We start from the raw sequence: 25,259 nt of genomic DNA, 5'->3' as shown, positions 1-25,259 counted from the left end.
GATTCGGCACCCGGCCTCGTCCGCCGGAAGGATGTGGCGCCCCCTCGTGATCGTCAAGGATGACGGGGACATGTTCGGACCCGAGGGAAGGGAAGTCCCTTGCGCATCCGCCGGATCGCCGCCACCACCGTCGCCGCCACCGTCCTGTCACTGACCCCCGCCGCCGTCCCCGCGGCCTTCGCCGAAACCGCCTCCGCCACCCCGGCCGCCCCCGCCTCCGCCCTGGACCCGGCGGCCCTGGGCACCGCGCTCGGCGCCGTGCACGACGCGGGCATGTACGGCATCTACTCCTCCGTCCGCGACGGCGACCGGCGCTGGGCCGGCGCGTCCGGCGTCGCCGACGTGGCGACCGGCCGCCCGGCCCGGCCGGACATGCGGCACCGGGTGGGCAGCATCAGCAAGTCCTTCGCCGCCGTCGCCGTGCTCCAGCAGGTCGAACGCGGCCGGATCCGCCTGGACGCCCCGATCGGCGACTACCTCCCCGGCCTGATACCCGGCGAGCGCGGACGCCGGATCACCGTGCGCATGCTGCTGAACCACACCAGCGGCATCGGCGACTACGTCGTGGGCGCCTTCCCGTCCCTCGCCAAGGGCTCGACGGCCAGCCTGGACGAGGAGCGGTTCCGCTCCGTCCGCCCCGAGGAGCTGGTCCGCCTGGGACTCGCCGCGCCCGCCACCGGAGCGCCCGGCTCCCTGCCCGGCCACTACTCCAACACGAACTACGTCATCGCCGGACTGCTCCTGGCCGAGGTCACCGGCCAGGACCCCGAGGCGTACATCACCCGCCACGTCATCGACCGGGCCGGCCTGCACCACACCTCCTACCCGCGCACCCCCGCGATCCGGGGCCCGCACGCGCGGATGTACGAGAACTTCTACGGTCTGATCGACCCGCCCCGCGACTACAGCGTCTACGACATGTCGTGGGCGTACACGGCGGGCGCGGTGGTCTCCACCACGGACGACCTGAACCGCTTCTACCGCGCCCTGCTCACCGGCAGGCTGATCGGGCCGGCCGCGCTCGAGGAGATGCAGCGCACGGTCCCCGTGGACGGCATGGACTACGGCCTCGGCCTCTACGCCGTCGACATCCCCGGCTGCGGACGCTTCTGGGGCCACGACGGGGCCGTGTTCGGCGCCGGGACCATCGCGCTGTCCAGCCCGGACGGCCGACGGCAGGTGGCGGCCGGCTGGAACCTGATGAAGTACGAGCGCCTGAAGGCGGACGGCACCGGCTTCGAACCGAGCCCGGTCGACGACGCCCTCAACAGTTACGTCATCGGCGCCCTGTGCGGACCGTCGGCCCCCGCACCGCGGTTGCGGGCCGCCGCCCGCACCGTCGTCGACGGCGCCGACCTCTCCTCGCACGCCTGGGCTAGGGTGCTGGGCTGAACCGTACCCGGCCGATCCGCATCTGACTGGGCGGGCATGTGACGGAAGGACGGAACGTGCGGAACGGCGAGAGAGCGGCGGGCACGGCCGGGGACGGTGCGCGGTTCGGCCGTATCGGCCGCTACCCGCTGCGGTGGCACACCGCTCTGCTGACCGGGTGGACCATCCTGTGGTTCCTCGTGGCCGAACGGCACGGGGCCGTGTCCTGGCACTACCTGAGGAGCGGTGAGGAACTGCTGTTCAGCCAGGTGCCGGGCGGCGGCCTCGCGCTGTACGCCAACCACCCGGAACTCCAGATCGGCCCGGTCTCCTTCCTCGTCGCCGCGCTGTTCGGGCCGTTCCAGGCCGCCCTGGGCGAGAACCTGGCCGAGGCCTTCATGTCCGGCCTCGGCCTGTACATGCTGGTGCTGATCGGCCGGACCGCCGCCGAGCACGGCCTGGGCACCGGCACGAACCACAAGCGCCTCCAGCAGCGCGTCCTGGTCGCCGGCGCCGCCTTCATCCCCATGTGGGTGGAGGTCTCGGTGCGTTTCGCCCACCTCGACGACGTGCTGGCGCTGTTCTTCACCACCCTGGCGGTCCGCGCCCTGGTGCGCGGCAACGCCACCGCCGTCGGGGTGCTCCTCGCGCTGGCCGTGGACTCCAAGCCGTGGGCGGTGGGCTTCCTGCCGCTGCTGCTCGCCCTGCCCCGGTCCGACCGGCTGCGCGCGGCGGCCTGGACGGTCGGTCTGGTGGCCGCCGCCTGGCTGCCGTTCTACCTGACCCACCTGGAGACGTTCGCCGCCGCCCGCTTCACCATCCCCAACCAGCCCGCCTCCGCGCTGCGCTGGTTCGGGGTGAGCGACCCGGCCACCCCCTGGTGGGACCGGCCCGCGCAGATGTCCCTGGGGATCGCGCTGGGCGCGCTGGCGGTGCGCCGGGGCCGCTGGGCGGCCGTGGTGGTGCTGGCCGCCGACGCCCGCATCGTGCTGGACCCCAGCGTGTACACGTACTACAACGCCTCCGTGCTGCTCGGCACCCTCATCTGGGACTCCGTGGGGCAGCGGCGGCTGGTGCCCTGGGTGAGCTGGATAGCGCTGATCTCCCTGTACGGCAGCGCCCTGCTGGTGCCCTCGGACTCCGCGCAGGGCCTGATCCGGCTGGCGTTCGCGGTGGGCTCCGCGCTGTACGTGCTGTTCTGGCCGCAGCGTCCGCCGCGCAGCAGGCGCCGCGCGGCGGCCGGACCGGTGCGCCTGCCGGGGCAGCGGCGCGCGCCGGACGGCTCTCAGGCCAGGTCGGTCAGTTCCTCGGCGTAGACCTGGGAGAGCGGCTGCGGGCCCACGTACCGCTGGCAGTTGCACTGCCCCGGCTCGTAGCGCAGCGGTTTCCTGTTCTCGTCCCAGGCGGTGGGCACCTCCACGCGCTCGTGGCAGTGGCCGCTCTGGTCGTGCTTGGCCAGGTGGTGCGTGCACCCGCACACCGGCTCGGGCGGCTGGTCGGCGGCCTCCACGGCCAGCCGCCCGGCCTTCTGCGCCTCCATCAGCTCCAGCTTGCGCTGGTGCCGGTTGCGCAGCGCGGTGCGCACGGTGTCCGCGAACCAGGCGAAGCCGCCGGTCCAGAACAGGATGAGCACCCACCAGATCCAGTTCATCTCTTCCCCGCCCCTCCCCCGGCGCGGCCGCCCGGCACCCGGTCGCCGTGGAGCGCCGGTGCCGCGTCCGCGCACTGCAGCATGGGTTCAGGATATGCAACGGCGGCCCGTGGGACAGGGGGCGCGGCCGAGGCGGCGGCGGGGGCGCGGCGGGGCAGCCGCAGGCGGCGCCAGGCGCGTTCGTGGACCAGGGCCAGGACGATCGCGGCGGCCACGGCGATGAGGTGCTCGCGTCCGGCCAGGTTGGGTCTGACGATCGACTCGACGACCATCGAGCCGCCGGTGAGGAAGAAGACGACCGGAGCGCGGCGGACCACGGAGAGATAGGTGAACAGGCCCACGACGGCCGCCGACGGGCCGGTGTCGAGGACGTGCCCGATCTCCGGGGGCAGGCCGAGGCCCCACCGGCCCGGCCCGATCGCGAGCATCACGCGCACGGTGAAGGTGCCGGCCAGGGTGGCGGCGTAGGAGATGAACAGGGTGCGGGCGCGGCCCAGGGTGAGTTCGGCGAGGGCGAAGGCGAGGAAGAGCTGGGTGATGCCCGCCCAGACCGGCAGGTCCAGGGCGGGCACGTAGAGGGAGACGGGGGTGCGGGCCAGGGCCAGCCACAGCGGCAGGTCGGCCTGGACGCCGCCGACGGCCCGGACCACCGCCTCGCCGGCGGGGTGCTGGGCGACCGCGTGGAAGAAGATCACGCCGAAGGCGGCCACGAAGGCGAGCACCAGACCGGACAGGCCGCGGCGCAGCAACTGCCGTACCGGGTCGACGACCATGGCGTGCCACTCGCCGCGCAGGGTGCGTACGACGAACAGCGCGAGCCGGGGCACCGTGTCCCGCCCGCGCCGTCGGCCGTCCGGCCTGCCGGGTCTCACATCATCGCCCTGTCCGGCTCCACCGGTCTTCCGTTTCGTTGCACCACCGCTCGGCTCCTCGAAGCAGTTCCCACCCAAACGTGCGCACAACCGTATGGACCGGATTCCCGCCCGGCGCGTTGCCCCGCGCCGGGTGATGTGTCTCAGCGCACGGGTGCCCGGCGGGGGCCGCGCCCGGCCGGTGCGGGCCGCCCGGCCGCCCCGCCGCGGGAGCGGTAGACGACGTAGGGGCGGGTCAGGTAGCCGAGCGGAGCGGCGAAGGCGTGCACCAGGCGGCCGAACGGCCACAGCGCGAACAGGGCCATGGCCAGCAGCGCGTGGACCTTGTAGACGAGCGGGGCGTGGGCCATGGCGGTGACGTTCGGGTCGAGGGTGAACAGGCTGCGGAACCAGACGGCGACGCCGAGCCGGTAGTCGTAGGGGTTGGTCAGGGAGGAGGCGGTGGCGGTCAGGCCGGCGAGCAGCACGAGGGTCAGCAGCGGGTAGGTCAGGCGGTCGCTGCGGCTGGTGGCCTGCCGGACGGCGCTCACGCGCAGCCGCCGGTACAGCAGCAGGCCGAGGCCGGCCACGGCGGCGACGCCGGCGGCGCCGCCCATGGTCAGGGCGACGGCGTGGTACTGCTCCTCGCTGATCCGCAGCCGGCGGGTCAGGGACTCGGGGACGAGCAGGCCCATGACGTGGCCGCCGATGACGAGGAACAGGGCGTAGTGGAAGAGGGGCCCGCCGACCGCGAGCATGCGGGACTCGTGGAGCTGGCTGGAGCGGGTGGTGAAGCCGAAGCGGTCGTAGCGGTAGCGCCAGGCGGTCCCGGCGACCAGCACCACCAGCGCGAGGTAGGGCAGGACGCCCCACAGGGCGATGTTCAGGTGCTGCGCGTGCAGGTGGGGAGGTTTCATCAGCGGCGTACTCCTTCGTCGCCCGGCGCGTGCCGGACGGGGTACGGCACGGGGAGGGGCGGGGAGACGGGTGGGGGGAAGGGCAGCAGGTGCGGCTCGGCGGCGGGGTGCGCGGAGCGCGGTGGTGCGGGCGCGGTGGCGGGCAGGGTGGTCAGGACCGCGCGGACCACGTCGGCGTAGGGGCTGTGGTGGGTTTCCAGACCGTGGGCGAGCAGGGCGACGGACGGGCGGTGCTCGCGGAGGAGATCGGTGCCCGGGCCGGGGCAGCGGGCGGCGAACTCCAGCAGGGACGGCAGGTGGTCGGGGAGTTCGCCGGGGGGCGGTTCCCAGCCGTGCTCGCGGTAGCGGGCCTTGAGCGCGGCGAGGGCGGCGCCCCGGCGGCGGGTGTCGCCGTCGGTGTAGTGGGTCAGGTGCAGGGTGCGGCGGCGGGTGCGGTCGAAGGTGGTGACGTAGCCGGCGGCCAGCTCCATCGGGGCGGTGCCGGCCGCCCAGTCGCAGAAGCGCAGCAGCAGGGCCGGGGCCTCGCCGGGCAGCGGGCCGATCGCCTCGGCCACCGTCTCGCGCCGGCGCGCCCAGTCCTCGCCGGGGTGGTCCAGGAGCAGGGCGGCGGCCTGGTGGACCGCGCGGTGCAGGTTCATCCCTCGGCGCTCCCCGCCCCGGACCGGTCGGGGAAGAGGCCGCGCGGCCGGCCGCGCCCGTTCCAGTTGAGCAGGTTGACCCGGCCGCGCAGGGAGGACCGCTCGGCCGGGGCGGAGGCGGCCGGGACCGGTGAGGCGTGGAAGGCCTCGGCGCCGTCCGCGCCGTACATGCCGGGTCCGCCGTCGCCCTCCAGGCTGCACCCCGCGTCGTGGGCGCCGCCCGCGCCGCCGTCGGCGACGTACGTGGTGGGGATGACGTAGCGCTCCTCGTACTTGGCGAGGGCGAGCAGCCGGTACATGGCCTCCAGGCCGCGTTCGTCCATGCCGACGCCGCGGGCGATCGCCGGATCGCGCGGCTCGCCGAGGTTGATCCGGCGCATGTGGGCGCGCATCGCGGCCAGCCGGCACAGGGCGGCCTCCACGGGTGCGGTGTCGCCCGCGGTGAACAGCCCGGCCAGGTACTCCAGCGGGATGCGCAGGGCGTCGATGGCGCCGAACAGGGGCGCCGGGTGCTCGCCGTCGTGGCCGCTGCGGGTGAGCGCGTCGACCACGGGGGAGAGCGGCGGGACGTACCAGACCATGGGCATGGTGCGGTACTCCGGGTGCAGGGGCAGGGCGATGCGGTACGTCGTGATGAGGTCGCGGACGGGGGAGCGGCGGGCCGCGGTGATCCAGTCGTGCGGGATGCCGGAGTCCTCGGCGGCGCGCACCACCTCGGGGTCGTGCGGGTCGAGGAAGCAGCCGAGCTGGGCCTCGTACAGGTCCTTCTCGTCGGCGGTGGCGGCGGCCTCGCCGACCTTGTCGGCGTCGTACAGCATCACGCCGAGGTAGCGCAGCCTGCCGACGCAGGTCTCCGAGCAGACGGTGGGCTCGCCGGCCTCGATGCGCGGGTAGCAGAAGGTGCACTTCTCGGCCTTGCCGGTGGTGTGGTTGAAGTACACCTTCTTGTACGGGCAGCCGCTCACGCACATCCGCCAGCCGCGGCAGCGGTCCTGGTCGACGAGGACGATGCCGTCCTCGATGCGCTTGTACAGCGCCCCGGAGGGGCAGACGGCCACGCAGCTCGGGTTGAGGCAGTGCTCGCAGATGCGCGGCAGATGGAACATGAACGCCTGCTCGTACTCCAGCCTGACCCGCTCGTTCATCGACTTGAGCACGGGGTCGGCGGACAGGTACTCGGGGCCGCCGCCGAGGTCGTCGTCCCAGTTGGGGCCCCAGGTGACGTCGGTGGGGCGGCCGTCGATCAGGGAGCGGGGGCGGGCGGTGGGCAGGTCGTCGCCGAGCGGGGCGGAGATGAGGGTGTCGTAGTCGTAGGTCCAGGGCTCGTAGTAGTCCTTGAGGGAGGGGAGTTCGGGGTTGGCGAAGAGGCGGGCGAGGCGGCGGGCGCGGCCCCCGGAGCGCGGGACCAGCCGGCCCCGCCCGTCCAGGCGCCAGCCGCCCTTCCACCTGCCCTGGTCCTCGTGGCCGCGGGGGTAGCCCTGGCCGGGGCGGGTCTCGACGTTGTTGAACCAGGCGTACTCGGTGCCGGTGCGGTTGGTCCAGGTCTGTTTGCAGGTGACCGAGCAGGTGTGGCAGCCGATGCACTTGTCGAGGTTCATGACCATGGCGACCTGACTCAAGACGCGCATGTCAGTACTGCACCTCCTGGGCGCGGCGGCGGATGACGGTGCGGGCGTCGCGCTGGTTGCCGGTGGGCCCGTAGTAGTTGGGGGCGAAGGAGAGCTGGGCGTAGCCGCCGATGAGGTGGGTGGGTTTGACGAGGATGCGGGTCAGGGCGTTGTGCACCCCGCCGCGCCGCCCGGTGGCCTCCGAGCGCGGCACGTTCACCAGGCGTTCCTGCACGTGGTACATGAACACCGTGCCGGGCGGCATGCGGTGGGAGACGACGGCGCGGGCGACGACGACGCCGTTGGGGTTGACCGCCTCCACCCAGTCGTTGTCGGCGGCGCCGATGGCCTCGGCGTCGGCGACGCTCATCCAGATCACCGGGCCGCCGCGGGCCAGGGTCTGCATGAGCAGGTTCTCCTGGTACTCGGAGTGGATGGACCACTTGGAGTGCGGGGTGAGGTAGCGGACGCTGACCTCCCGCTCGCCGGCCACCGACTCGGCGCTCAGGTCCAGCGGCGGCCGGTAGACGGGCAGTTGCTCGCCCAGCTCGGCCATCCAGTCGTGGTCCAGGTAGAAGTGCTGGCGGCCGGTGAGGGTGTGCCAGGGCTTCTTGTGCTCGGTGTTGACGGTGAAGGGCGCGTAGCGCCGGTCGGGTGCCTCCTTGCCGGACCACTCGTAGCTGGTGCCGACCTGGACGGGCCGCTGCTGGGTGTCGGAGAAGACCACGCGCCGCTCGTGCACGGCCTCGGCGAGCGTCTCGAACCCGGCCTCGGGGCCGCAGCGTTCGGCGAGCCGCTCGAAGCCCTCGGCCGCGATCCTGCCGTTGGTGGTGCCGGACAGAGCGAGGATCGCCTCGCACAGCTTGACGTCGGTGTCGAGGAGGGGGCGGCCCTGGGCGGGTCCGGGGGCGGCGGCGGTGCCGCAGCGGGCGCCGAGCCAGCGCACCTCGGGTCCCGGCCGCACGGTGACGCCCTTGACGGTCACGCCCTGCTGCTCGCACAGCGGTCCGAGCGCGGCCAGCCGGTCGGCGACGGCGGTGTAGTCGCGTTCGACGACGGTGAACTGCGGCAGGTCACGGCCGGGCACGGGGGTGTGGCCGCTCTCCCGCCAGTCCCGCGCGGTGCCGCCGGGCTGGGCGGTCTCGCCCGGGGTGTCGTGCTGCTGCGGGGTGGCCACCAGGTCGTGGGCCACGTCGAGCCGGCCGGCGGCCAGTTCGCTGAACCTGCGGGCCAGCGCGTGGAAGATCTCGAAGTCGGTGCGGGCCTGCCAGGGCGGGCTGATCGCGGGCGAGAAGGCGTGCACGTAGGGGTGCATGTCCGTGCTGGACAGGTCGTGCTTCTCGTACCAGGTGGCGGCCGGCAGCACCAGGTCGGCCATGAGGGTGGTCGAGGTCATGCGGAAGTCGAGGGCGAGCAGCAGGTCGAGTTTGCCGCGCGGTGCCTCCTCGTGCCAGGTCAGGTCCCGGGGCCGGGCCTCGGGCGGGGCCTCGGCCGCGTGCGCGTTGTCGCTCGCGCCGAGCAGGTGGCGCAGGAAGAACTCGTTGCCCTTGGCGGAGGAGCCGATGAGGTTGGCCCGCCACACGGTGAGCACGCGCGGCCAGTTCTCGGGGGCGTCCGGGTCCTCGCAGGCGAAAGAGAGCTTCCCCGCAGCCAGTTGGGACGCCACCCATTCGCCGGGCTCGTGCCCGCTCTCGCGCACCGCGCGGCCCAGGTCGAGCGGGTTCGCGCAGAAGGCGGGCGCGGACGGCATCCAGCCCAGCCGCGCCGACTGCGCCACCAGGTCGGCGGTGTGCCGGCCGGCGAACAGGCCCTTTCCGGTGGACGCGGCGAGCGCGTCGGCGCCGTGGCCGTCGTAGCGCCACTGGTCGGTGTGCAGGTACCAGTACGGGGTGCCCGCGACCTGCCGGGACGGGCGGACCCAGTCGGCGGCGGACTGGAGCTGCTGCCAGCCGGCGTAGGGCCGCACCTTCTCCTGGCCGACGTAGTGCGCCCAGCCGCCGCCGTTGACGCCCTGGCAGCCGGTGAGCAGCAGCAGGGTGAGGAAGGAGCGGTAGATGGTGTCGGAGTGGAACCAGTGGTTGGTGCCCGCGCCCATGACGATCGTGCAGCGGCCCCTGGACTGCTCGGCCGTCCGCGCGAACTCCCGGGCCACCCGCACCACGGCGGCGGCCGGCACGGACGTGATGGCCTCCTGCCAGGCGGGCGTGTGCGGCTGGGAGGCGTCGTCGTAGCCGTCGGGCCACTCGCCGGGCAGTCCGTCGCGGGCGACGCCGTACTGGGCGAGGAGCAGGTCGAAGACGGTCGTCACCCGGCGTCCGCCCACCTCGCGCACCGGCACGCCGCGCGCCGAGCTGCCGCCGCCTTCTGGGCCGTCGAAGCGGGGCAGCAGCACGCGGGCGCTGTCGCCGGTGCCGTCCGGGCGGTGGAAGGTCAGTTCGGGCTCGACGTCCCCGAGGTCCAGGTTCCAGCGGCCCTCGCCCAGCTTGGACCAGCGGTCGCCCAGGGTGCCGTGCGGGACGACGGGCCGCCCGGAGACCGCGTCGAGGAGCACCGGCTTCCACCGGGCGTCCTCCCCCGACTCCTCGTCGAGGCCGAGCGTCGCCGCGGTGACGAACTTGCCCGGCACGTAGGACCCTTGCCGGCGCGGGTCCTCCTCCAGCTCGATCAGGAAGGGCAGGTCGGTGAAGCGGCGGACGTAGTCGGTGAAGTACGGCACCTGGCGGCGCACGAAGAACTCGGTGAGGATCACGTGCCCCATGGCCATCGCCAGCGCCCCGTCGGTGCCGGGGTGCGGGTGCAGCCACTCGTCGGCGAACTTGGTGGCGTCCGCGTAGTCCGGGGAGACCACGACGACCTTCTGGCCCCGGTAGCGGGCCTCGGTCATCCAATGCGCGTCCGGGGTCCGCGTCACCGGCACGTTGGACCCCCACAGCATCAGGTAGGCGGCGTCCCACCAGTCCCCGGACTCCGGTACGTCCGTCTGGTCGCCGAAGACCTGCGGGGAGGCGATCGGCAGGTCCGCGTACCAGTCGTAGAACGACACCATGGGCGCGCCGATCAGCGACATGAACCGGGCGCCGACCGCGTGCGAGGCCATCGACATCGCCGGGATCGGGGAGAACCCGGCCACCCGGTCGGGCCCGTGCTCGGCGATCGTGTGCACATGGGCGGCGGCGGCGATCTCCAGGGCCTCGTCCCAGTCGACGCGCACCAGGCCGCCCTTGCCGCGCGCCGCCTGGTAGCGGCGCCGTCTGGCGGGGTCCGAGGTGATCTCGGCCCAGGCGGCCACCGGGTCGCCCAGCCGCCGGCGCGCCTCGCGGTACATCTCCAGGAGCACGCCGCGCGCGTGCGGGTAGCGCACCCGGGTCGGCGAGTACGTGTACCAGGAGAACGAGGCGCCGCGCGGGCAGCCGCGCGGTTCGTACTCGGGCCGGTCGGGGCCGGTGGAGGGGTAGTCGGTCTCCTGGGTCTCCCAGGTGATCAGCCCGTCCTTGACGTACACCTTCCACGAGCAGGAGCCGGTGCAGTTCACGCCGTGCGTGGAGCGCACCACCTTGTCGTGCGCCCAGCGCTCCCGGTAGGGCGCGTCGTTGACCCCTTGGTCGGTGCGGAAGACCGCCCGGAGGTCGGGAGTGGTCACGGAGCGTCGCAGTATGCGCCCCGCCTGAAGCAGTTGATCGGCGGCCAGGGCCGCCATGCGTTCCGCTTCCTTTCGTGCCGCGCGCCGTCCCACTGCGCTCACATCCCCTATGAAGTCGGCGGCACACCGGCCGGGGGTGGTCATGCCCGGTCGGCCGGTGCTGGTGAGGCAAGCCTTACGCATCGGAACGGTGCGTTCCCATAGGACTACGCAGAGTTGAGGAGAGCTATACGGGCCTTTTCTTTGCGCTTTGCAATAATTGCACCCGACAAGGGTCCGGAAAGCTATGTTTCGAATCGCTTTTCGAGGGGCATACTTCGCCGCCCGTGGTGGCCGGGGCCGCGAGTGGTCATGGGGGCGGTCGTGGCGTGCGGGCGTCCGCGCGCCGGTGGGGTCAGGGCTCGACGAGTCCGGCGCGGATGGCGTACCGGGTGAGTTCCAGGCGGTCGCGCAGGCCGAGCTTGTGCAGCAGGTTGGCGCGGTGCCGCTGGACCGTCTTGACGCTGATGAAGAGGATCTCGGCGATCTCCTTGGACGAGTGCCCCTCCGCCACCAGCTTGAGGACCTCCTCCTCGCGGGGCGTCAGGACCTGGTCGGGGCTCTCCTCGCCGTGCCGGACCCGGTCCAGGTAGTTGCGGATCAGCGCGGTCACCGCGCCCGGGTAGAGGAAGGGCTCGTCGCGCATCGCGGCCCGGCAGGCGGCGACCAGGTCCTGGTCGGCGACGGACTTCAGCACGTAACCGCAGGCACCGGCCTTCAGCGCCTGGAAGAAGTACTGCTCGTTGTCGTGCATCGTGAGCATGAGGATGCGCAGGTCCGGCTTGAGGGAGGCCAGTTCGCGGGTGGCCTGGAGGCCGGTCAGCCGGGGCATGGCGATGTCGAGGACCGCCAGGTCGACCTCGTGGGTGCGGGCCATCTCGATGGCCTCCGCCCCGTCGCCCGCCTCCGCGACGACCTCCAGGTCCGGTTCCTGGTCGAGGATGAGCCGTACGCCGCGCCGGACCAGCGCGTGGTCGTCGGCGAGCAGGATGCGGACGGGGGCCGGGGCGCGGCCGGCGGGGGCGGGGCGCTGCGGGAAACGGTCGTCGGGCATGGTCACGGTCGCTTTCCGGGGACGGGCGCGGTGAGCCGGACCCGGGTGCCGGGGGCGGCCAGGGGGCCGGGGGTGCTTTCGGGGCGGGCGGCATCGTCGGGGGCGGTGGTGCTCTCGGCTCTTGGGTTGCCGAGGCCGATGGCGTCGGCGGGGCTTGTGGAGCCCGCGGGACCGGCAGAGCCCGCGGGACCCGCAGAGCGCGGGGGACCGGCAGAGCGCGCGAGACCGGCAGAGCGCGCGGGAGCCGGGTGGACCGCCGGGGCGGTGGCGCCCGCCGGACCCATGGAGCCCGCCGGGCCCCTCGCGTCGGCGATGTCCAGGGCGGCCCCGATGAGCAGGGCCCGTTCGCGCATCCCGCGGATGCCGGCCCCCTCGCAGGCCGCCCTGATGCCGCGGCCGTCGTCGGTGATGGCCAGCACCACGGCACCCTCGGTGCGGGTGAGGCCCACCTCGATCCGTTCGGCCTCCGCGTGGCGGGCGGCGTTGGTCAGGCTCTCCTGGGCGACCCGGTAGAGGACCAGCTCCGTCTCGGGCTCCAGGGCGGGCAGGTCGGCGTCGAAGCGGCGTACGACCTTCAGGCCGGTGTGGGTGGCGAAGTCGGAGGTGAGCGAGGTCAGGGCGCTGACCAGGCCGAGGTCGTCCAGGACGCCGGGGCGCAGCCGGCGGACCAGCCGCCGCACCTCGTCCAGGCTCTCCCGGGTGATCTCCCGGGCCTGGTGCAGCTCGTCGCGCAGCGGCGGCTCGGCCTCGTCGGCCGCCCGCTTGAGGGCCAGCAGGGTCGCGGTCATGCTCTGTCCCACCTCGTCGTGCAGTTCCTGCGCGATACGGCGCCGTTCGGCCTCCTGGGCGAGCAGGACCCGGGCGCTGCTGGTGGCGCGCTCGTGCTCCAGCCGGTCGAGCATGGCGTTGAACGTGCGGATCAGCTCGGCCACCTCGCCGCCGCCCGCGGCCGGCAGCCGCTGGCCCGGCCGGAGCAGGTCGACGGTGGTCATCAGCTTCGTCAGCCGGTCCAGCGGGGCCAGACCCCAGCGCAGCAGCGCCGCGTTGGCGACGAGCATGACGACGAGGCCGCCGACCAGGATGACGGCCTCGGTCAGCACGACCGGCACGGAGACGGTCACCGGGGCCCACAGCAGCAGCGCGGTGGCCGAGCCGAGCACCACGGCGTTGAGCCCGAAGATCCGCCAGAACAGGGACACCGGGGTCGTTCCTCCTCACCTGACGCGGCCTGCGCACATGACCCGGCCGACGTGGCCCGTATGCCTCCACTGTCGGTCATCGCACGTCGCGGACGGGCCGCGGGCCCTGTCCCGGTCGTCCTGTTCCTGCCGTACGCCTGTGACCCACGCTCTCGGTCGGGGCGTACGCCGTCGAGCCTGCCCCCTCCCGGGCGGGCGCGTCGATGGGTCCTGGCGCCCATTCCAGGGTGAGCGCCCCACCCATGCCCGCCCGGCACCACGTCCGTTCGGCCGCCCCCTCGTTGTGCATCCCGCTACCCGGCGCAAATGGGCTCTGGGACCGATGGGCCCGGAGCGCGGAACGAGCCAGGCTGATGAGTGCACGCCCCCGTCCCCACCCCGCCCTCCTTCGCAGAGAGGACCCGCCATGCCCTCCGACGCCGCCCGGACCGCTCCCCGCCTCGAACGTCTGACCGCCGAGGAGGCCCGGCGGCGGCTCGAACACGCCCGCGGGACCCGGCTGGTCCAGTTGCGGGCGCTGACCGAGACCGGGCAGAGCGCGGACGACCATCTGATGTCCGCGCAGCGGGACGCCATCGGACGGGTGCTCAAGGAGATCGACGAGGCCTTCGCCCGCGTCGAGGACGGCACCTACGGCACCTGCGTGGCCTGCGCCGCCCCGGTCCCCGCGGAGCGCCTGGAGATCCTCCCCTACACGAGCCACTGCGTCGCCTGCCGACGCGGATCGCTCTGACCGCCCGCCTTCACGCCACTTGTCTCCCGCCCTGCCCGAGGGGTGAACCGGTGAACCATCAGAGCATCGCCGACCACGGCGCACGACCGGTGCGTGAGGCCTCGCCCTGCGGCGCGCTGACCGTCGAGGACCTCGCCGCGCTCCGCGAGAACCTGCACGAGCAGCGCCTGTTCCGGCGGGAGCAGTTGCAGCAGATCGCGGCCAGTGCGACCTCGCGCGAGGACGCCCTGCTCCAGCAGCGGGCCGCGGCCCAGGTCGAGGTCCGCGTCCAGCTCGCCGCGTCCGCCCGGATGGTCCTGGCCGACGTGGAGGCGGCCCTCGCGCGCATGGCCGACGGCAGTTACGGCGCCTGCCACCTGTGCCGGGGGCCCATCGCGCGCGAACGCCTGGAGATAGTGCCGCAGGCCCGCTACTGCGCCCGCTGCCAGCAGGTCAGGGAGGCGGAGCGGTGACGGTGGTCCGCAGGCCCTGGCCGGCGCGCCGCCCGTGGCCGATGCGCGGCCCGTGCGTCGGCGTCGCCCTCGACCTGGGCAGCGCGCGCACCCGCGCGTGGGTGGCCGGCCGGGGCCTGGTCCTGGACGTGCCGACGGTGACGTTCCCCGGCGCCGGTGCCGCGTACCCGATCCAGCGGGGCACGATCGTCGACACCCCGGGCACCGCCCGGATGCTGGCCCGCCTGCTCGTCCACCGGCTGCCCCGCTTCGGCCGCCCGCTGGTCGTGCTCACCGCCCCCGTGCTGGACGGTGTCGCCTTCCGCGCCGAGGCCCGTACGGCCGTCCAGGTGCTGCGCCCGCGCGGCGTCCTGACCCTCCCCGGGGCCCGCGCGGTCGCCCTCGGCGCGGGCGCCGACCTGTCCCGGCCGCTGCTCGTCGTCGACGTCGGCGCCCAGCTCACCGAGGTGGTGCTGCTGGCGGACGGCGCGGTCGTCGACGCGCGCCGCACCGCACTCGGCACCGGCGACCTGGACACGGTCGCCCCGACGGAGATCAGCGAGGCGGTGGTCGGCATGGTGAGCGCGATGGAGCGCCAGGACCGTACGACGCTCACCGCCGACGCCCTGCGCCGGGGTGCCCTGCTGGCGGGCGGCGGCGCGCTGCGCCCCGAGATCGTGTACCGCCTCACCGGCCGCCTGCACACCCCTCTCGTACCCGTGGCGGCCCCGCACACGGCGGCCGTCCGGGGCGCCGCCACCCTCCTGCACGCCGCCCACGCCCACCCGTCGGCGGGCGGCCCGGCCCGCTCGACCTCCGGCTCCGGCGGAACAGCCGTTGAAGGTGACTCCGGCGAGTCCCGTTGACACCCGTTGAAAGGTGAAAGGAGGCCAGGCTCCCGTGTCGCCCGGAGGCATCCCCCACGCCCAGCCCCCACCTCCCCCTCCGCCTCCCGGGGAGCTGCCCCGCGTCCGGTTCTGGCGGCTGCGCCGTAACCCGCTGCGCCGCACCGCCGACCTGCTCCAGGCGTGGCTCGGCGTGGGCCTGTTGTTGGCCGTGCTGGCCGCCGCGCCCGCCGCGATGTTCCTGGCCGGGGACATGGCCCACCGCCACTACCGGGACACGGCCGAACGGCAGGAGAACGCCCGCCGCAAGACGCCCGCCGTCCTCGTCCACGGCTCCGCCCGTCACCCCGAACCCGGCTCACCCGAGGCGAGAGGAACCCGCTACCCGGCCGAGGTCCGCTACATGGCCCCCGGCGGACAGGCACGCGCGGCCCGCACCGACGTGCCGCCGGGCCTGCCCGCGGGCAGCACGGTCGAGATCTGGACGGACGCCCACGGCCGTATCACCGCCCCGCCGCTCACCCCCGGCCAGATCCGCAGCAAGTGCATGGGCTGGTCCCTCCTCGCCGCCCTCACGGTCGCGTCACTCGGCGCCCTCGCGTACGCCACCACGGCCCACCTCCTGTGCCACCGCAACCTGACCGCCTGGGAGACGGCCTGGTCGGGCACGGGGCCGTGGTGGAGGGCGTCGCGGTGACCGGCCCCGCCCCCGGTCGCTCGGCAGCCTCGGTGGTCTCGGTGGTCAGGACGGCTGGACGCGGTCGAAGAGGGCGAGGGCCTCGGCGGGGTCCGGGCTCACCAGGCGCTCCAGACCGGCCGCGGTAATCCTCGCCCACTTGCCAGCCCGTGCCCACATCGACACCGCCCTGCGCGCGGTGGAGACCGTCAGCGCTGTATGCCACCGGGGCGATCAGACGCGAGATCGCGAACGTACGCGCCGAGCGCACCACAGGCCTGTCCAAGCGCGACTGGCAGCGCGCCCGTGGCCCCCACGTGACGACCATGCCGGCCACAGGCCGCTTCCCGGCCCTGACCAAGGCCGTCCACGACGGCACGCACGTGGACGCCGAGACGTCTTTCGCGACCGGCTTGGACTGAGTCCTGGACGCGGTGGCGGCCAGGCTCACCCGGCCGCCGGGGTGACACTCACTCCTCGCAGGCGTACGGGCGGCACTCCGCGCAGAACCACTCGTCGTCGGCCGGCCGGAAAAGGCGTGGCTGGACGTGGTCGCCCGCGCACTCCCGGGTCCCAGTCAGCCGGGCCGAGAGGCGGGGAGCGGCTGGAAGGGAGAGGTCGGGTACGGGCACGGGGACAGGGGCCGACCGCTCTTCGAGGGGCGGGACCTCGCGGAGCAAGTAGCGCACCAGACCGCCCGGGCGGTGGACCGGTGCGCCGTCGTCGGGGAGGCCACGCAGGATGTGGGTGCGGATGGCGGCGGGGCTGTGACCGGCCGCGAGCCAGCGGGCGGTGAGCTGGGTCAGCTCGTCGTGCATGCCCCGGGGGATACGGCGGAGATCGGCAGAGAGCCGGGGGAGCGCGGCGACGAAGGCGCGGGCCTGTTCGGTGACGATCGTGCGCGGACCCGAGGGACGGTGGGAGGTGTTTTCTCCCGGGTCTTTCTTCGGATGACCGTCGGTGGACCAACGGGTCGGAGCACCGACGGCCGGATTCGGGGCACTCGGTGCAACCGGCGGCGACGAGGCCTCCGGGGCGGAGGTTGGTGCGGGTGCGGGTGCGGGTGCGGGCTGGGGTGCGGGTGCGGCCTGTACGGGGCCCGTCGTGCCCGTCGTGCCGATCGGCGTCCTCCCGAGCAGCTTGGCCGCCTCGCCGGCGCTCAACGGCACGTTGGAGACCAACTGTTGGGTGACCCAGAGCCCGCCGGGCCCCTGTACCCGGCGTTCGTGCACGAAGCCCTCTTCCTTGAGCTGTCGCTTGGCCCGGTTGAAGGCGGTTGCCCCGATCCGGGCACGTTCGGCGGTGCGCGACAGAGATTCACGCGCCCCCTGAGGGAGGGAGAGCTGCCAGGTCAGCAGGCGTACGGCGTCCGACGACAGCCGGGGATGCCGGATGATGTCGTGCGAGAACTGGGAGAAGGCGCGCGGCGGCGCGATATGGTGCCGGTACATCACGGTGGAAAGCTCGATTCCATCAGTGGTTCAGGCCCTCGCGAACGGGTTGCAGCCGTTGCGGGGGCCGCCTTCTTGCGCCGGTATCGGCACGTCGAAGACCGCGTTGTCGAGGTGACCGTACCGCACGGAGCGTGCGCATATGGACGCGTTGAGTGAAGAAAGCATTCGCTGCGCGACGCCCAGCAGTTCAGCCTTGGCCGCCGCGACCTCCCAGATACGGCCGGAAAGGCTGCGCACCGCACGCGCCTTGGCGTACGGCGCCAAGTCGGTGCGCATCGTCGCGTGGCGCAATCCGACCTCGTTCGGAGTCGGAGTCGGAGCCGGTCACCGCGCTTGCCGGCCCCGCAGGTTTCTTCGCGAGGGTTTACTGGACCAGCTCGATGTGGGGTGGGATGGGTCGGCCGGGCAGGCGTGGAGCTGGGGGTTGTAGCCGCCGACGATGTCGATCAAGGTGAAGTTGCCGTCCCGGGCGCCCAGGGGAGGCGGGGACCAGTTCGCCGGCTCCTCCTCGGAGATCCAGGACTCGCCGATGCCGCCCCATTCCGAGGAGGCGATGGTGAGGAGCGGGACCTCCTCGGTATCGCACTCGGGGCAGGGCCGGCCGACGGGGTCGATCTCGCCCCAGCTGGTCCAGCCGCCGGTTGTACTGCCCGCCGGAGATCCAGTGCTGGGCAGACGGAGCCGTGTGACACAGCACCTGTACGGCTGTTGGGTGCTGTGTCAGTGGCTCCGCAAACACGGGACGGAGTGCGATCCGTGACTATCCGGGGAAGCCAAGGTCCTTGAGGTAGGCGAGTCGCGCGTTTATTGCGGCAGAGAAGTGGCGCCAGTCGAGCTTGCCGACGGGCTCGTGCGGCGTTGGGTCACCGGCCGAAGAGGTGATGTAGCAGGCAGCGTTGTAGAGCCGCTCGGACAGAAGTCTCTGACAGAAGACGCCGAAGCGCTCTTGGTAGGACATTCCCTGCCAGATGCCCTCCACCGGCAAGGCACCCTTGGCTGGCTTGATCGGCCTGCGAGATCCTGCCTCGTCCTGCATGATGAAGAAATATCCGAGCCAGGGTTCCTCTCCCGGATACAGCTCAGCCAGGGCTGCATGGCGCAGGTCAATAGCACTGCCGAGCGCTTCCTCGACTCGGTTGTTGTAGTTGTTGCCGAACGACGGCCCGCCGAGGGCCTTCAGTTCGAAGGCAGCCACCAGGGTGTTCCGATGAACGACGACCAAGTCCCACTGCTTCTGCGGGCGGTAGTAGCCAGGCAGCTCGAGCCCCTGTGACTTGGTGACACGGATGCTCTCTGGCGGATACCCAGCGTCAAGGAAGAACTTCGACAGCAGGACGGCGATGGCATCGAAGTGTTTGCCTCCACGTACGGAACCTGCTGTGCCTGCCCCCACAGCGGCCTTGATCGCCGACTGCTCTCTCTGTAGTTCCTTGGCACCCCAGTACGCCGCGATGGCGTCTTCGAAGTCTTGGCGGGTAACCGTCAAGATCCGTTCCTCCTAGTCAGGCAGCTTGGCGAGTCCGTAGACACGCAAAGCGGCCTCGGTGGCAGCCTCCACATCTCGCTTGCCGAAGGCTTCGGCGAGAGCGGCCTGGTCGCTCTCGCCGATCGCCGCCGGGTCCGGGACGCGGATCTTCCGGAGGTACTGCGCCTGGAATCGGAGGGTGCCCCCTCGCATCTTGACCGCGTACGCCTCCACGAATGCCTCCGCGACCTTGGACAGCAACAGGCCACCGAGTACGCGCATGTCCCAGACGTCCGAGACGATGAAGTACAGGTTGTGGTGAGGGTACAGGCCACCTTCATCGAGGACCGGATGAATCCTCAACTTCATGTCCGGAAACAGCAGCTTCTGGCGACGGGTGAGCTGGTGATCGACCTTGTCGATGGTCTTGTACCAGCGATGAGGCTGCTTGACCGCGACGTAGCGCTTGCGCAGGGCCCCACCGTGCTTCTCGAAGTAAGAGGCGAGACGCGGATACGCGTCGAGGTCGACCAGGTCGCCATCGGCTGTCCAGGGGTTGACCAGGTGTGTGCCGTCCCAGTCGATCGTGCCGCTGGTGGTGTCGCGCACCATGGCCATGGGGAGCAAACGGTCTTCCTCGACGAGATCGGGGTCCTTGGTTAGGAAGATCTTGTCTGCGCCGGTAGCGATGCCGATCCCCACCTTCGTTCCGGTCTTGGTGTCCTCCAAGAGCCGGAAGCGTTCTGTAAGTTCCTCAAGGACCGCGAGCCTGGCTGGCGAAGCAGCTGGCCACGAATCCTCCTCGGGGAACCAATGAGGCATGCGGGCAGCTTGGTACGAAGCCGTGGAGATCGTTGGCGGTTCGCCCTTCAGGTACCAGTCGGTGAAGGCCCGTGCCTGTTGCGCTCCAAAGGAACGATTCGTGTCTGCGGCAACCGCCGCGCCCTGGGGTTTGTTCGAGATGAGGGTGATCGCGGGATAGGCCGAAACCTGTTCGTCGAAGGCGTCGACATCGTGCATCACGAGAGCGAGGTCCATGCTGAAGCGCTCGGTCACCAACTGCCGAAGCCGTCGCCCGTACTGGTTCCGCATCCAGCGGTCAGCGCAGATGAAGCCCAACTGGCCGCCTTGATTGAGGCTGCGCAAGGCCACCTCGTAGAAGCCGATGTAGATGTCGGCTCGGCCTCCCATAGTGGGGCAGGACTGGCGGTAAGCGGTCATCCGGTCATCGGGAACGACTTCGAGACGGATATACGGAGGGTTACCGACGACGTAGTCGGCGCGATGATCGGCGTCCGACTGGAGTAGATAGTCGTCCCGCTTCACCCATGCTTTGGCGACCTTCCTTGCGTCCTCGGAACCCCAGCCCTCCCCCTGCAGCGTTTCCGCGATCAGCGTCCGGCTCTGCTCGACATTCCGGTCCAGCAGGTCGAAGGCGCGGACGGCGGCGATCGCATCTGTGATGGGGCGCTGGTGCGCCTGGCAAGACGCGCTGACTCTGGAGGCGACGACAGTCAAAAATGCGCCGCCGCCGCAAGCAGGTTCCACGAGCTTCAGGTCGCAGAGGCTCTTGTCTGCCGTGTATCCCAGAAGGTCCAGGACGAGCTCGACCACCCATGCACGCGTGAACACCTCTCCGTGCTCCACGGCCTCCTGCAGAGACTCGGGAAGGGAGAGGTCGTCAGTGCTGAACAGCGCGATAGTTGCCACGCAAGGACAGTACCGCCCGCGTCCTTCGGGGCTTCACCTCTATCCACAGTGCGTAGTCATTCAATAGCAGGAATGCGGGATGGGGCGGCAGCGTTTGCCGGGTGCTGGTAGAGGGCCCGGCGCAGCCCCCTCCGAGCAAGATTCAGGGCGGCCGAAAAGCCTTGCTACAGGAGACGGCGGAATGGCTGGGACGGGTGGCAGGCGTCGGTACCCTGGAGCGCATGTCTACTGCCCCGGTTCGCGTTCGTTTCGCCCCGTCCCCGACCGGCATGTTCCATGTCGGTGGTGCACGGTCCGCTCTCTACAACTGGGCGGTGGCGCGACAGTCCGGCGGCAGGTTCGTCCTGCGGATCGAGGACACCGACGCGGCCCGGAACAAGCCGGAGTGGACCGAGGGCATCATCAGCGCGCTCGCGGCGATCGGCATCCATGGCGAGGACCCGGCCTTCGAGGGGCCGTACTTCCAGTCGCACAACGCCGACCGGCACCGGGAAGCGGCTCAGCAGCTCTTCACGGCCGGCCGGGCGTACTACTGCGACTGCACCCGGGAGCAGCTGAAGGAGCGCACGGGGTCGGAGCACCTCGGGTACGACGGGTTCTGCCGGGACCGGGGGCTGGCTTTCGAGGAGGGGCGGGCGCTGCGGTTCCGGACGCCGGACGAGGGTGAGACCGTCGTGGTCGACTTGGTCCGCGGGGAGCCGGCGTTCCCGAACAGCGCGATCGAGGACTTCGTGATCGCCCGTGGCGACGGGTCCCCGGTATTCCTGATCGCCAACGTCGTGGATGACCTGGATGAGGGAATCACGCAGGTCATTCGTGGCGAGGAGCACCTGTCGAACACGCCGAAGCAGCAGCTGCTGTGGGAGGCGCTCGGAGCCAAGCCGCCCGTGTGGGCGCACCTGCCGGTGATCGTGAACGAGAAGCGGCAGAAGCTGTCGAAGCGCCGGGACAAGGTGGCGCTGGAGGACTACCTCGCCGAGGGCTTCCTGCCCGAGGCGATGGTGAACTACCTCATGCTGCTCGGCTGGGGCCCGGGTGACGACCGGGAGATCAGGCCGTACGAGGAGCTGGAGCAGCTCTTCCGGATCGAGGACGTGAACACCGCGCCGGCTTTCTTCGACGTGAAGAAGCTGACGGCGTTCAACGGCGAGTACATCCGCGCCCTGTCGCCGGAGCAGTTCGCCGCCGCCTGCGCGCCGTGGCTCGTCGCCCCGTACGCGCCGTGGCGGCCGGAGGCGTTCGACAAGGACGTCTTCGAGGCGGCGGCTTCCCTTGCACAGACCCGGCTGGCGCTGCTTTCCGAGATCACCAGCTATGTGGACTTCCTGTTCCTCGACGAGCCGGTCGAGGACGAGGCGTCGTGGAACAAGGCGATGAAGGCGGGCGCCGGCGACATCCTGTCGGACGCCCGCGCCGAGCTGGCCGACGTCGCGGACTGGAAGGCGGACGACCTGAAGGCCGTCCTGCTCGCCGTCGGGGAGAAGCACGGGCTGAAGCTGGGCAAGGCCCAGGCGCCCATCCGGGTCGCGGTCACCGGCCGGACGATCGGACTCCCGCTGTTCGAGTCCATGGAGCTGCTCGGCCGGGACCGCGTGCTGGCCCGTCTGGACGCTGCCAGCAAGAAGCTGGCCGCGCAGGCTTAGCCGCTGGTCAGGCGACCTGCGCCAGGAGGTTGCCCCACGCGTCGCCGAAGTAGTTCAGGTCGAACCGGACCAGGGCCTCGTACGCGGCCTTGGCCTCGGTGTGGCGTGCCGCCGCGCGCTGCCGGATCTGTGCCGGGAGGCGGCGGAGGTCCGGGGCCGGCTGGCCAGCCAGCGCGGCGAGGTCGCCCAGGCCGGCCACCGGGCGGATGAGGCAGGGCAGGCCGAGGAGTAAAGCCTCGGCGGCGCAGCGGCTCCAGCCCTCCCGCATCCGCGGGAGGAAGACACCGACGTCACAGGCGCGCAGCAGACGCAGGTACCGCTCGCGCTCGACGTCGTAGTGCGCGCTGTCGAGGCCGATGGTGTTGCTGCCGCTGGTGATCACCCGCAGTCCGGGAACGCCAGCCAGGGCTGCCAAGACCTCCTCGGTCCCCTTCCAGTGCACGGCCTTGCCCGCGTAGACGCCGATCACGTCAGGTGGCAGGCCGAACTCGGCGCGGCACTCGGCCCGGTCGTAACCGCGTGCCTGCTCTACTTCGGCCATGTCGAAGGCGTTGTAGATCACCCGTACGTTGCGGACGCCTCGGGCGCGAAGCTGGTCGGCCCAGTACGGGGCGACGCATACCACGGCGGCGCACTGCGGCAGAACGCGGAACAGCCTCTCCCAGAGTACGGCCTCGATGGGGGCGGAGTCGTGTTGGAGCGGTTCGTAGTGGTGCAGGAGGAACACCGTGCGGGCGCGCATCTCGGGTGTGAACAGCAGCAGGCTCAGGTCGTCCCACACGAAGGTGCCGGTGGTGCCGTGCAGCGCCCGTATGGAAGGGGCCAGGCGGGCGAGGTGGCGGAGCTTGCGCCAGCGGCGGACCCGGTAGGTCCGCTTGTGGTCCGGGACGGTGCGCCATTCCACGTCGTCGGCCGTCACCTCGTGGAGCATCCGTAGGTAGACCCGGCCGCCGGTCCGGCCGACCGGCTCCATCGAGTAGACGACCCGTTTCACGGACGTACCTCCTGTATGTGGTGGACGTACTCGGCGTGCAGTCGCGCGTGCATGGTCTCCAGATGGGGGCCGAGGTCGCGGGCGGCGTCGGCGAGGGGGAGGTGGAAATCGCCCAGGGTCTGGAGGAACCGTCGGTGCCGGTCGAGGTTCGGGGACGCGGCGAGGTCGCGCAAGTTGTGCAGGCGGTCGGCGAGCCGGACAAGGAGGTCTTCGGGCGGGAGCGCGGCCTGCTTCGCGCGCCAGCGGGTCTCGTCGCCGACGGACTTCGTGCGCTGTTCGAGGCGGTGGTCGGCCGTCATGGCACGCAGGCGGGCGGTGAACGGGCCGCCGAGGTGATGGACGAGCAGTGCCTCCGACTCAGGGGCCACCTCCAAGGCGTCATGAAGGAGGGCGAGGAGGAGGGTCAGCGGGCGGCGGACGCCGATCTCCGTTCGCAGGAGCCTGACGACGGCCAGCGGGTGCTCCAGGTATGGCGTGCCCTGGTCGCGGGTGTGGCCGTCGTAGACCGTGAGCGCGAGGCCAGCGGCCACGCGGGCGCGGGGCTGCCCGTCCGGGCTCCACGCGGCGGCACCGAGCACGGTCAGGACGTGGCCGAGGTCGATGGGGTCCATCCGCCTCACCTCGTACGAAGGGACGCGGCACGGGGATCGGGGACGTGATCGGCGAGCAGCAGGGTGTCCCCGACGGCGAGGGCGTCGAGGCGCAGGTCCACCGCCGCTGCCACGGCTTGCTCAGCGGTCCGCAGGATCGGGGTGCCTTTGCGGTTGAAGGATGTGTTCAGCAGCAGCGGCAGTCCGGTGAGGTCGTGGAACTGCTCAAGGAGGTCGCGCAGGCCCTGGTGGTCGGCGGCGACGGACTGGACGCGGGCGGTGCCGTCGTGGTGGGTGACCGCCGCGACGCGGTCGGCTCGGCACCGTCGTACGGTGGCGACACGGTTCATGAAAGGGTCGCCCGCCGACATGAACCATTCCGTGGCGTGCTCGGCGAGGACGGCTGGCGCGAACGGGCGGTACGCGGCTCGCTTCTTGATCGTGTTGAGTCGGTCCCTCGTGGCGGCGTGACCGGGGTGGGCGAGGATCGAGCGATGGCCGAGGGCACGCGGCCCGAATTCGAGCTGTCCCCGCACCCAGCCGACGATGCGGTGCTCGGCGAGCAGCGCCGCCACTGTGGGTGCCAGTCCGAGCCCGAGGTGGGGCAAGGCGTGGTAGCCGGACGGCACCGTCGTCGTGGGCAGCGCGCCCGGATCGGGGCCCCAGGCCGCGTCGGTCGGCACCGGAACGTGCTCCTGCCCGAGCTGGTAGTGCCAGCCGTAGAGCGCGGCGCCCACGGCTGTGCCGGCGTCGTGCGGGGCCGGTGCGACGAAGAGGGTGTCAAAGCCGCTGTCGACGGCCAGCTGGCCGTTGAGGTGGGAGTTCAGGGCGCATCCGCCCGAAAACACCAACGCTGAGGCCCGAGTGAGTCGTTGCAGGTGGCGGGCGATGTGGACGACCGATTCGGCGAAGACCTCCTGGACGGCGGCGGCCAGGTCGGCACGCTTGTGCTCCGGCTGTTCCGCGACGTTGTCGGCGGTCCAAGCCCGGCCATCGAGCAGCAGCGGTGTGCTGCCGTCCGCCGAACCCCACGGGTGGTCGATGCGGACCTCGCCCTCGTCGCCGAGCCGGACCAGTTCGCGGATGTGTGTTCCGTAGCGCTGGGGATCGCCGAAGGCCGCGAGCGCCATCATGCTGCCCTCGGGCTCGTCGCCGGGCGGGATCACCCGCCGGGCGAGGTTCCGGTAGAAGTGCCCGAGGGAGGAGTGGACGCGCCGGGGCCCGACCGGGCCCGGCACGACGGCCGGCATGCCCTGGTGGAGGCGGTCGATGCGATCAGGCCACAGGTCGTACCCGGTGATGCGCTCCCGGCCCGGGCCGAAGTCGGAACCCAGTGAGGAGCCGCCGGCGTCGATGACGAGGCCCGCGGCGTGCTCGTGCCCGGAGAGGAGATAGCCGGAGAGCACGTGGGCCGTGTGGTGGGAGAGGAGGCGGAGGTGTTCGCCGAGCGGGGCGGGCAGGAGGGCGGCGAGTTCCTCCCGCTCCTCGGCCAGCCACCAGCCGGCCGCAGGGTTGGGACGCATGGAGGCGGCCCAGACGGCGTCCACGTCCTCCGGTTCGATGCCGGCGGCCTCCAGGCACCACTGGAGCGCGCAGGTCGGGGCTGTGAGCGTGCCCTTGCGGCTGGGGTGGTTGTGCTTGACGCCGCTCCAGCGCTCCTCTTCGGCCGCGTAGAGGCGGCCGTCGACGACTAACGCGGCGGCCGTGTCGTGGTGGAAGTTCAGTCCGAGGACTGCGGGCATGGTGGTGTA

21 protein-coding genes and 3 pseudogenes are annotated in these 25,259 nt (G+C 71.9%); 8 read left to right on the top strand and 16 right to left on the bottom strand.

Annotated features, from left to right (window positions below):
• Positions 1-99: 99 nt before the first annotated feature.
• Positions 100-1,392 carry a serine hydrolase domain-containing protein gene (locus tag AB0G56_RS09625; RefSeq protein ID WP_360966201.1) on the top strand — a complete coding sequence of 431 codons (1,293 nt, stop codon included), beginning with the start codon at positions 100-102 and terminating at the stop codon, positions 1,390-1,392.
• A gap of 56 nt (positions 1,393-1,448) precedes the next feature.
• Positions 1,449-2,687, top strand: coding sequence for a hypothetical protein (locus AB0G56_RS09620; protein ID WP_360966198.1), 1,239 nt, complete (start codon positions 1,449-1,451; stop codon positions 2,685-2,687).
• Here the strand turns inward: AB0G56_RS09620 and AB0G56_RS09615 are convergent.
• From AB0G56_RS09615 to AB0G56_RS09580, 8 genes and pseudogenes are all read right to left on the bottom strand, one after another.
• Positions 2,657-3,022, bottom strand: a complete 366-nt coding sequence (locus AB0G56_RS09615) for a hypothetical protein (protein WP_360966195.1) — start codon at positions 3,020-3,022, stop codon at positions 2,657-2,659. The genes AB0G56_RS09620 and AB0G56_RS09615 overlap by 31 nt on opposite strands.
• Positions 3,019-3,894: a hypothetical protein gene (locus tag AB0G56_RS09610; protein ID WP_360966192.1), complete on the bottom strand. Its 876-nt coding sequence runs from the start codon at positions 3,892-3,894 to the stop codon at positions 3,019-3,021. Before AB0G56_RS09610 ends, AB0G56_RS09615 begins: the two co-directional genes overlap by 4 nt.
• Before the next feature lie 143 nt (positions 3,895-4,037).
• Positions 4,038-4,790: a respiratory nitrate reductase subunit gamma gene (gene narI, locus AB0G56_RS09605; protein ID WP_360966189.1), complete on the bottom strand. Its 753-nt coding sequence runs from the start codon at positions 4,788-4,790 to the stop codon at positions 4,038-4,040.
• Entirely contained in the window at positions 4,790-5,428 is a 639-nt protein-coding gene (gene narJ, locus AB0G56_RS09600) for a nitrate reductase molybdenum cofactor assembly chaperone (RefSeq protein WP_360966186.1), read from the bottom strand. The genes narI and narJ overlap by 1 nt, the downstream gene beginning before the upstream one ends.
• Positions 5,425-7,056 carry a nitrate reductase subunit beta gene (gene narH / locus AB0G56_RS09595; RefSeq protein WP_360966183.1) on the bottom strand — a complete coding sequence of 544 codons (1,632 nt, stop codon included), beginning with the start codon at positions 7,054-7,056 and terminating at the stop codon, positions 5,425-5,427. The genes narJ and narH overlap by 4 nt, the downstream gene beginning before the upstream one ends.
• 1 nt (position 7,057) lies before the next feature.
• Entirely contained in the window at positions 7,058-10,732 is a 3,675-nt protein-coding gene (locus tag AB0G56_RS09590; RefSeq protein WP_360966180.1) for a nitrate reductase subunit alpha, read from the bottom strand.
• 337 nt (positions 10,733-11,069) lie between these two features.
• Positions 11,070-11,768, bottom strand: a complete 699-nt coding sequence (locus tag AB0G56_RS09585; protein WP_360966835.1) for a response regulator transcription factor — start codon at positions 11,766-11,768, stop codon at positions 11,070-11,072.
• A gap of 311 nt (positions 11,769-12,079) precedes the next feature.
• Positions 12,080-12,967, bottom strand: a pseudogene (locus AB0G56_RS09580) (HAMP domain-containing sensor histidine kinase); the annotation flags it as partial.
• A gap of 406 nt (positions 12,968-13,373) precedes the next feature.
• Here AB0G56_RS09580 and AB0G56_RS09575 point away from each other — a divergent pair.
• From AB0G56_RS09575 to AB0G56_RS09560, 4 genes are all read left to right on the top strand, one after another.
• The gene (locus AB0G56_RS09575; RefSeq protein ID WP_360966177.1) at positions 13,374-13,700 is read left to right on the top strand and encodes a TraR/DksA C4-type zinc finger protein; all 327 of its coding nucleotides are present in this window, start codon (positions 13,374-13,376) and stop codon (positions 13,698-13,700) included.
• Between the two features lie 116 nt (positions 13,701-13,816).
• Positions 13,817-14,152: a TraR/DksA C4-type zinc finger protein gene (locus AB0G56_RS09570; protein WP_360966832.1), complete on the top strand. Its 336-nt coding sequence runs from the start codon at positions 13,817-13,819 to the stop codon at positions 14,150-14,152.
• Complete coding sequence (locus tag AB0G56_RS09565; RefSeq protein ID WP_360966174.1) at positions 14,149-14,997, top strand: rod shape-determining protein; 849 nt, start codon at positions 14,149-14,151, stop codon at positions 14,995-14,997. The genes AB0G56_RS09570 and AB0G56_RS09565 overlap by 4 nt, the downstream gene beginning before the upstream one ends.
• A gap of 34 nt (positions 14,998-15,031) precedes the next feature.
• Positions 15,032-15,673 carry a hypothetical protein gene (locus AB0G56_RS09560; protein WP_360966171.1) on the top strand — a complete coding sequence of 214 codons (642 nt, stop codon included), beginning with the start codon at positions 15,032-15,034 and terminating at the stop codon, positions 15,671-15,673.
• A 45-nt stretch (positions 15,674-15,718) separates the two neighbouring features.
• On the opposite strand, the pseudogene AB0G56_RS09555 reads toward AB0G56_RS09560, so the two are convergent.
• Positions 15,719-15,832, bottom strand: a pseudogene (locus AB0G56_RS09555) (FAD-dependent monooxygenase); the annotation flags it as partial.
• On the opposite strand from AB0G56_RS09555, the pseudogene AB0G56_RS09550 reads away from it, so the two are divergent.
• Positions 15,825-16,074 (top strand): annotated as a pseudogene (locus tag AB0G56_RS09550) (TetR/AcrR family transcriptional regulator C-terminal domain-containing protein); the annotation flags it as partial. The pseudogenes AB0G56_RS09555 and AB0G56_RS09550 overlap by 8 nt on opposite strands.
• Before the next feature lie 48 nt (positions 16,075-16,122).
• Here AB0G56_RS09550 and AB0G56_RS09545 read toward each other — a convergent pair.
• The 4 genes from AB0G56_RS09545 to AB0G56_RS09530 form a co-directional block, all read right to left on the bottom strand.
• Positions 16,123-17,103 carry a hypothetical protein gene (locus tag AB0G56_RS09545; RefSeq protein WP_360966168.1) on the bottom strand — a complete coding sequence of 327 codons (981 nt, stop codon included), beginning with the start codon at positions 17,101-17,103 and terminating at the stop codon, positions 16,123-16,125.
• A 30-nt stretch (positions 17,104-17,133) separates the two neighbouring features.
• The gene (locus tag AB0G56_RS09540) at positions 17,134-17,397 is read right to left on the bottom strand and encodes a hypothetical protein (RefSeq protein WP_360966165.1); all 264 of its coding nucleotides are present in this window, start codon (positions 17,395-17,397) and stop codon (positions 17,134-17,136) included.
• Positions 17,398-17,866: 469 nt separating this feature from the next.
• Positions 17,867-18,592 carry a PaeR7I family type II restriction endonuclease gene (locus AB0G56_RS09535; protein WP_360966162.1) on the bottom strand — a complete coding sequence of 242 codons (726 nt, stop codon included), beginning with the start codon at positions 18,590-18,592 and terminating at the stop codon, positions 17,867-17,869.
• A gap of 12 nt (positions 18,593-18,604) precedes the next feature.
• Positions 18,605-20,281, bottom strand: coding sequence for an Eco57I restriction-modification methylase domain-containing protein (locus AB0G56_RS09530; protein WP_360966159.1), 1,677 nt, complete (start codon positions 20,279-20,281; stop codon positions 18,605-18,607).
• 269 nt (positions 20,282-20,550) lie between these two features.
• Here AB0G56_RS09530 and gltX point away from each other — a divergent pair, with 269 nt between their 5' ends.
• The gene (gltX, locus tag AB0G56_RS09525) at positions 20,551-21,924 is read left to right on the top strand and encodes a glutamate--tRNA ligase (RefSeq protein WP_360966829.1); all 1,374 of its coding nucleotides are present in this window, start codon (positions 20,551-20,553) and stop codon (positions 21,922-21,924) included.
• Between the two features lie 7 nt (positions 21,925-21,931).
• On the opposite strand, the gene AB0G56_RS09520 is transcribed toward gltX, so the two are convergent.
• Genes AB0G56_RS09520 through AB0G56_RS09510 form a run of 3 tightly spaced genes read right to left on the bottom strand, consistent with a single transcriptional unit; the run spans position 21,932 to position 25,250 of the window.
• Complete coding sequence (locus AB0G56_RS09520) at positions 21,932-22,918, bottom strand: glycosyltransferase (RefSeq protein ID WP_360966156.1); 987 nt, start codon at positions 22,916-22,918, stop codon at positions 21,932-21,934.
• Positions 22,915-23,529, bottom strand: a complete 615-nt coding sequence (locus AB0G56_RS09515) for an HD domain-containing protein (RefSeq protein WP_360966153.1) — start codon at positions 23,527-23,529, stop codon at positions 22,915-22,917. Before AB0G56_RS09515 ends, AB0G56_RS09520 begins: the two co-directional genes overlap by 4 nt.
• 5 nt (positions 23,530-23,534) lie before the next feature.
• Positions 23,535-25,250 (bottom strand): carbamoyltransferase C-terminal domain-containing protein, encoded by a 1,716-nt coding sequence (locus AB0G56_RS09510; RefSeq protein ID WP_360966150.1) that lies wholly within the window; start codon positions 25,248-25,250, stop codon positions 23,535-23,537.
• Positions 25,251-25,259: the final 9 nt, after the last annotated feature.

This window comes from Streptomyces sp. NPDC021356, assembly GCF_040641015.1.
GTDB lineage: Bacteria > Actinomycetota > Actinomycetes > Streptomycetales > Streptomycetaceae > Streptomyces.
The sequence above is the reverse complement of the archived record's forward strand: the minus strand, read 5'-3'. Positions and strand labels throughout refer to the sequence as shown.

Excerpts from the sequence above, each read along its gene's own strand:
- AB0G56_RS09615 (WP_360966195.1), bottom strand. The coding sequence starts at position 3,022 with ATGAACTGGATCTGGTGGGTGCTCATCCTGTTCTGGACCGGCGGCTTC.
- narI (WP_360966189.1), bottom strand. The coding sequence starts at position 4,790 with ATGAAACCTCCCCACCTGCACGCGCAGCACCTGAACATCGCCCTGTGG.
- narJ (WP_360966186.1), bottom strand. The coding sequence starts at position 5,428 with ATGAACCTGCACCGCGCGGTCCACCAGGCCGCCGCCCTGCTCCTGGAC.
- narH (WP_360966183.1), bottom strand. The coding sequence starts at position 7,056 with ATGCGCGTCTTGAGTCAGGTCGCCATGGTCATGAACCTCGACAAGTGC.
- AB0G56_RS09590 (WP_360966180.1), bottom strand. The coding sequence starts at position 10,732 with ATGGCGGCCCTGGCCGCCGATCAACTGCTTCAGGCGGGGCGCATACTG.
- AB0G56_RS09585 (WP_360966835.1), bottom strand. The coding sequence starts at position 11,768 with ATGCCCGACGACCGTTTCCCGCAGCGCCCCGCCCCCGCCGGCCGCGCC.
- AB0G56_RS09575 (WP_360966177.1), top strand. The coding sequence starts at position 13,374 with ATGCCCTCCGACGCCGCCCGGACCGCTCCCCGCCTCGAACGTCTGACC.
- AB0G56_RS09545 (WP_360966168.1), bottom strand. The coding sequence starts at position 17,103 with ATGTACCGGCACCATATCGCGCCGCCGCGCGCCTTCTCCCAGTTCTCG.
- gltX (WP_360966829.1), top strand. The coding sequence starts at position 20,551 with ATGTTCCATGTCGGTGGTGCACGGTCCGCTCTCTACAACTGGGCGGTG.
- AB0G56_RS09515 (WP_360966153.1), bottom strand. The coding sequence starts at position 23,529 with ATGGACCCCATCGACCTCGGCCACGTCCTGACCGTGCTCGGTGCCGCC.
- AB0G56_RS09510 (WP_360966150.1), bottom strand. The coding sequence starts at position 25,250 with ATGCCCGCAGTCCTCGGACTGAACTTCCACCACGACACGGCCGCCGCG.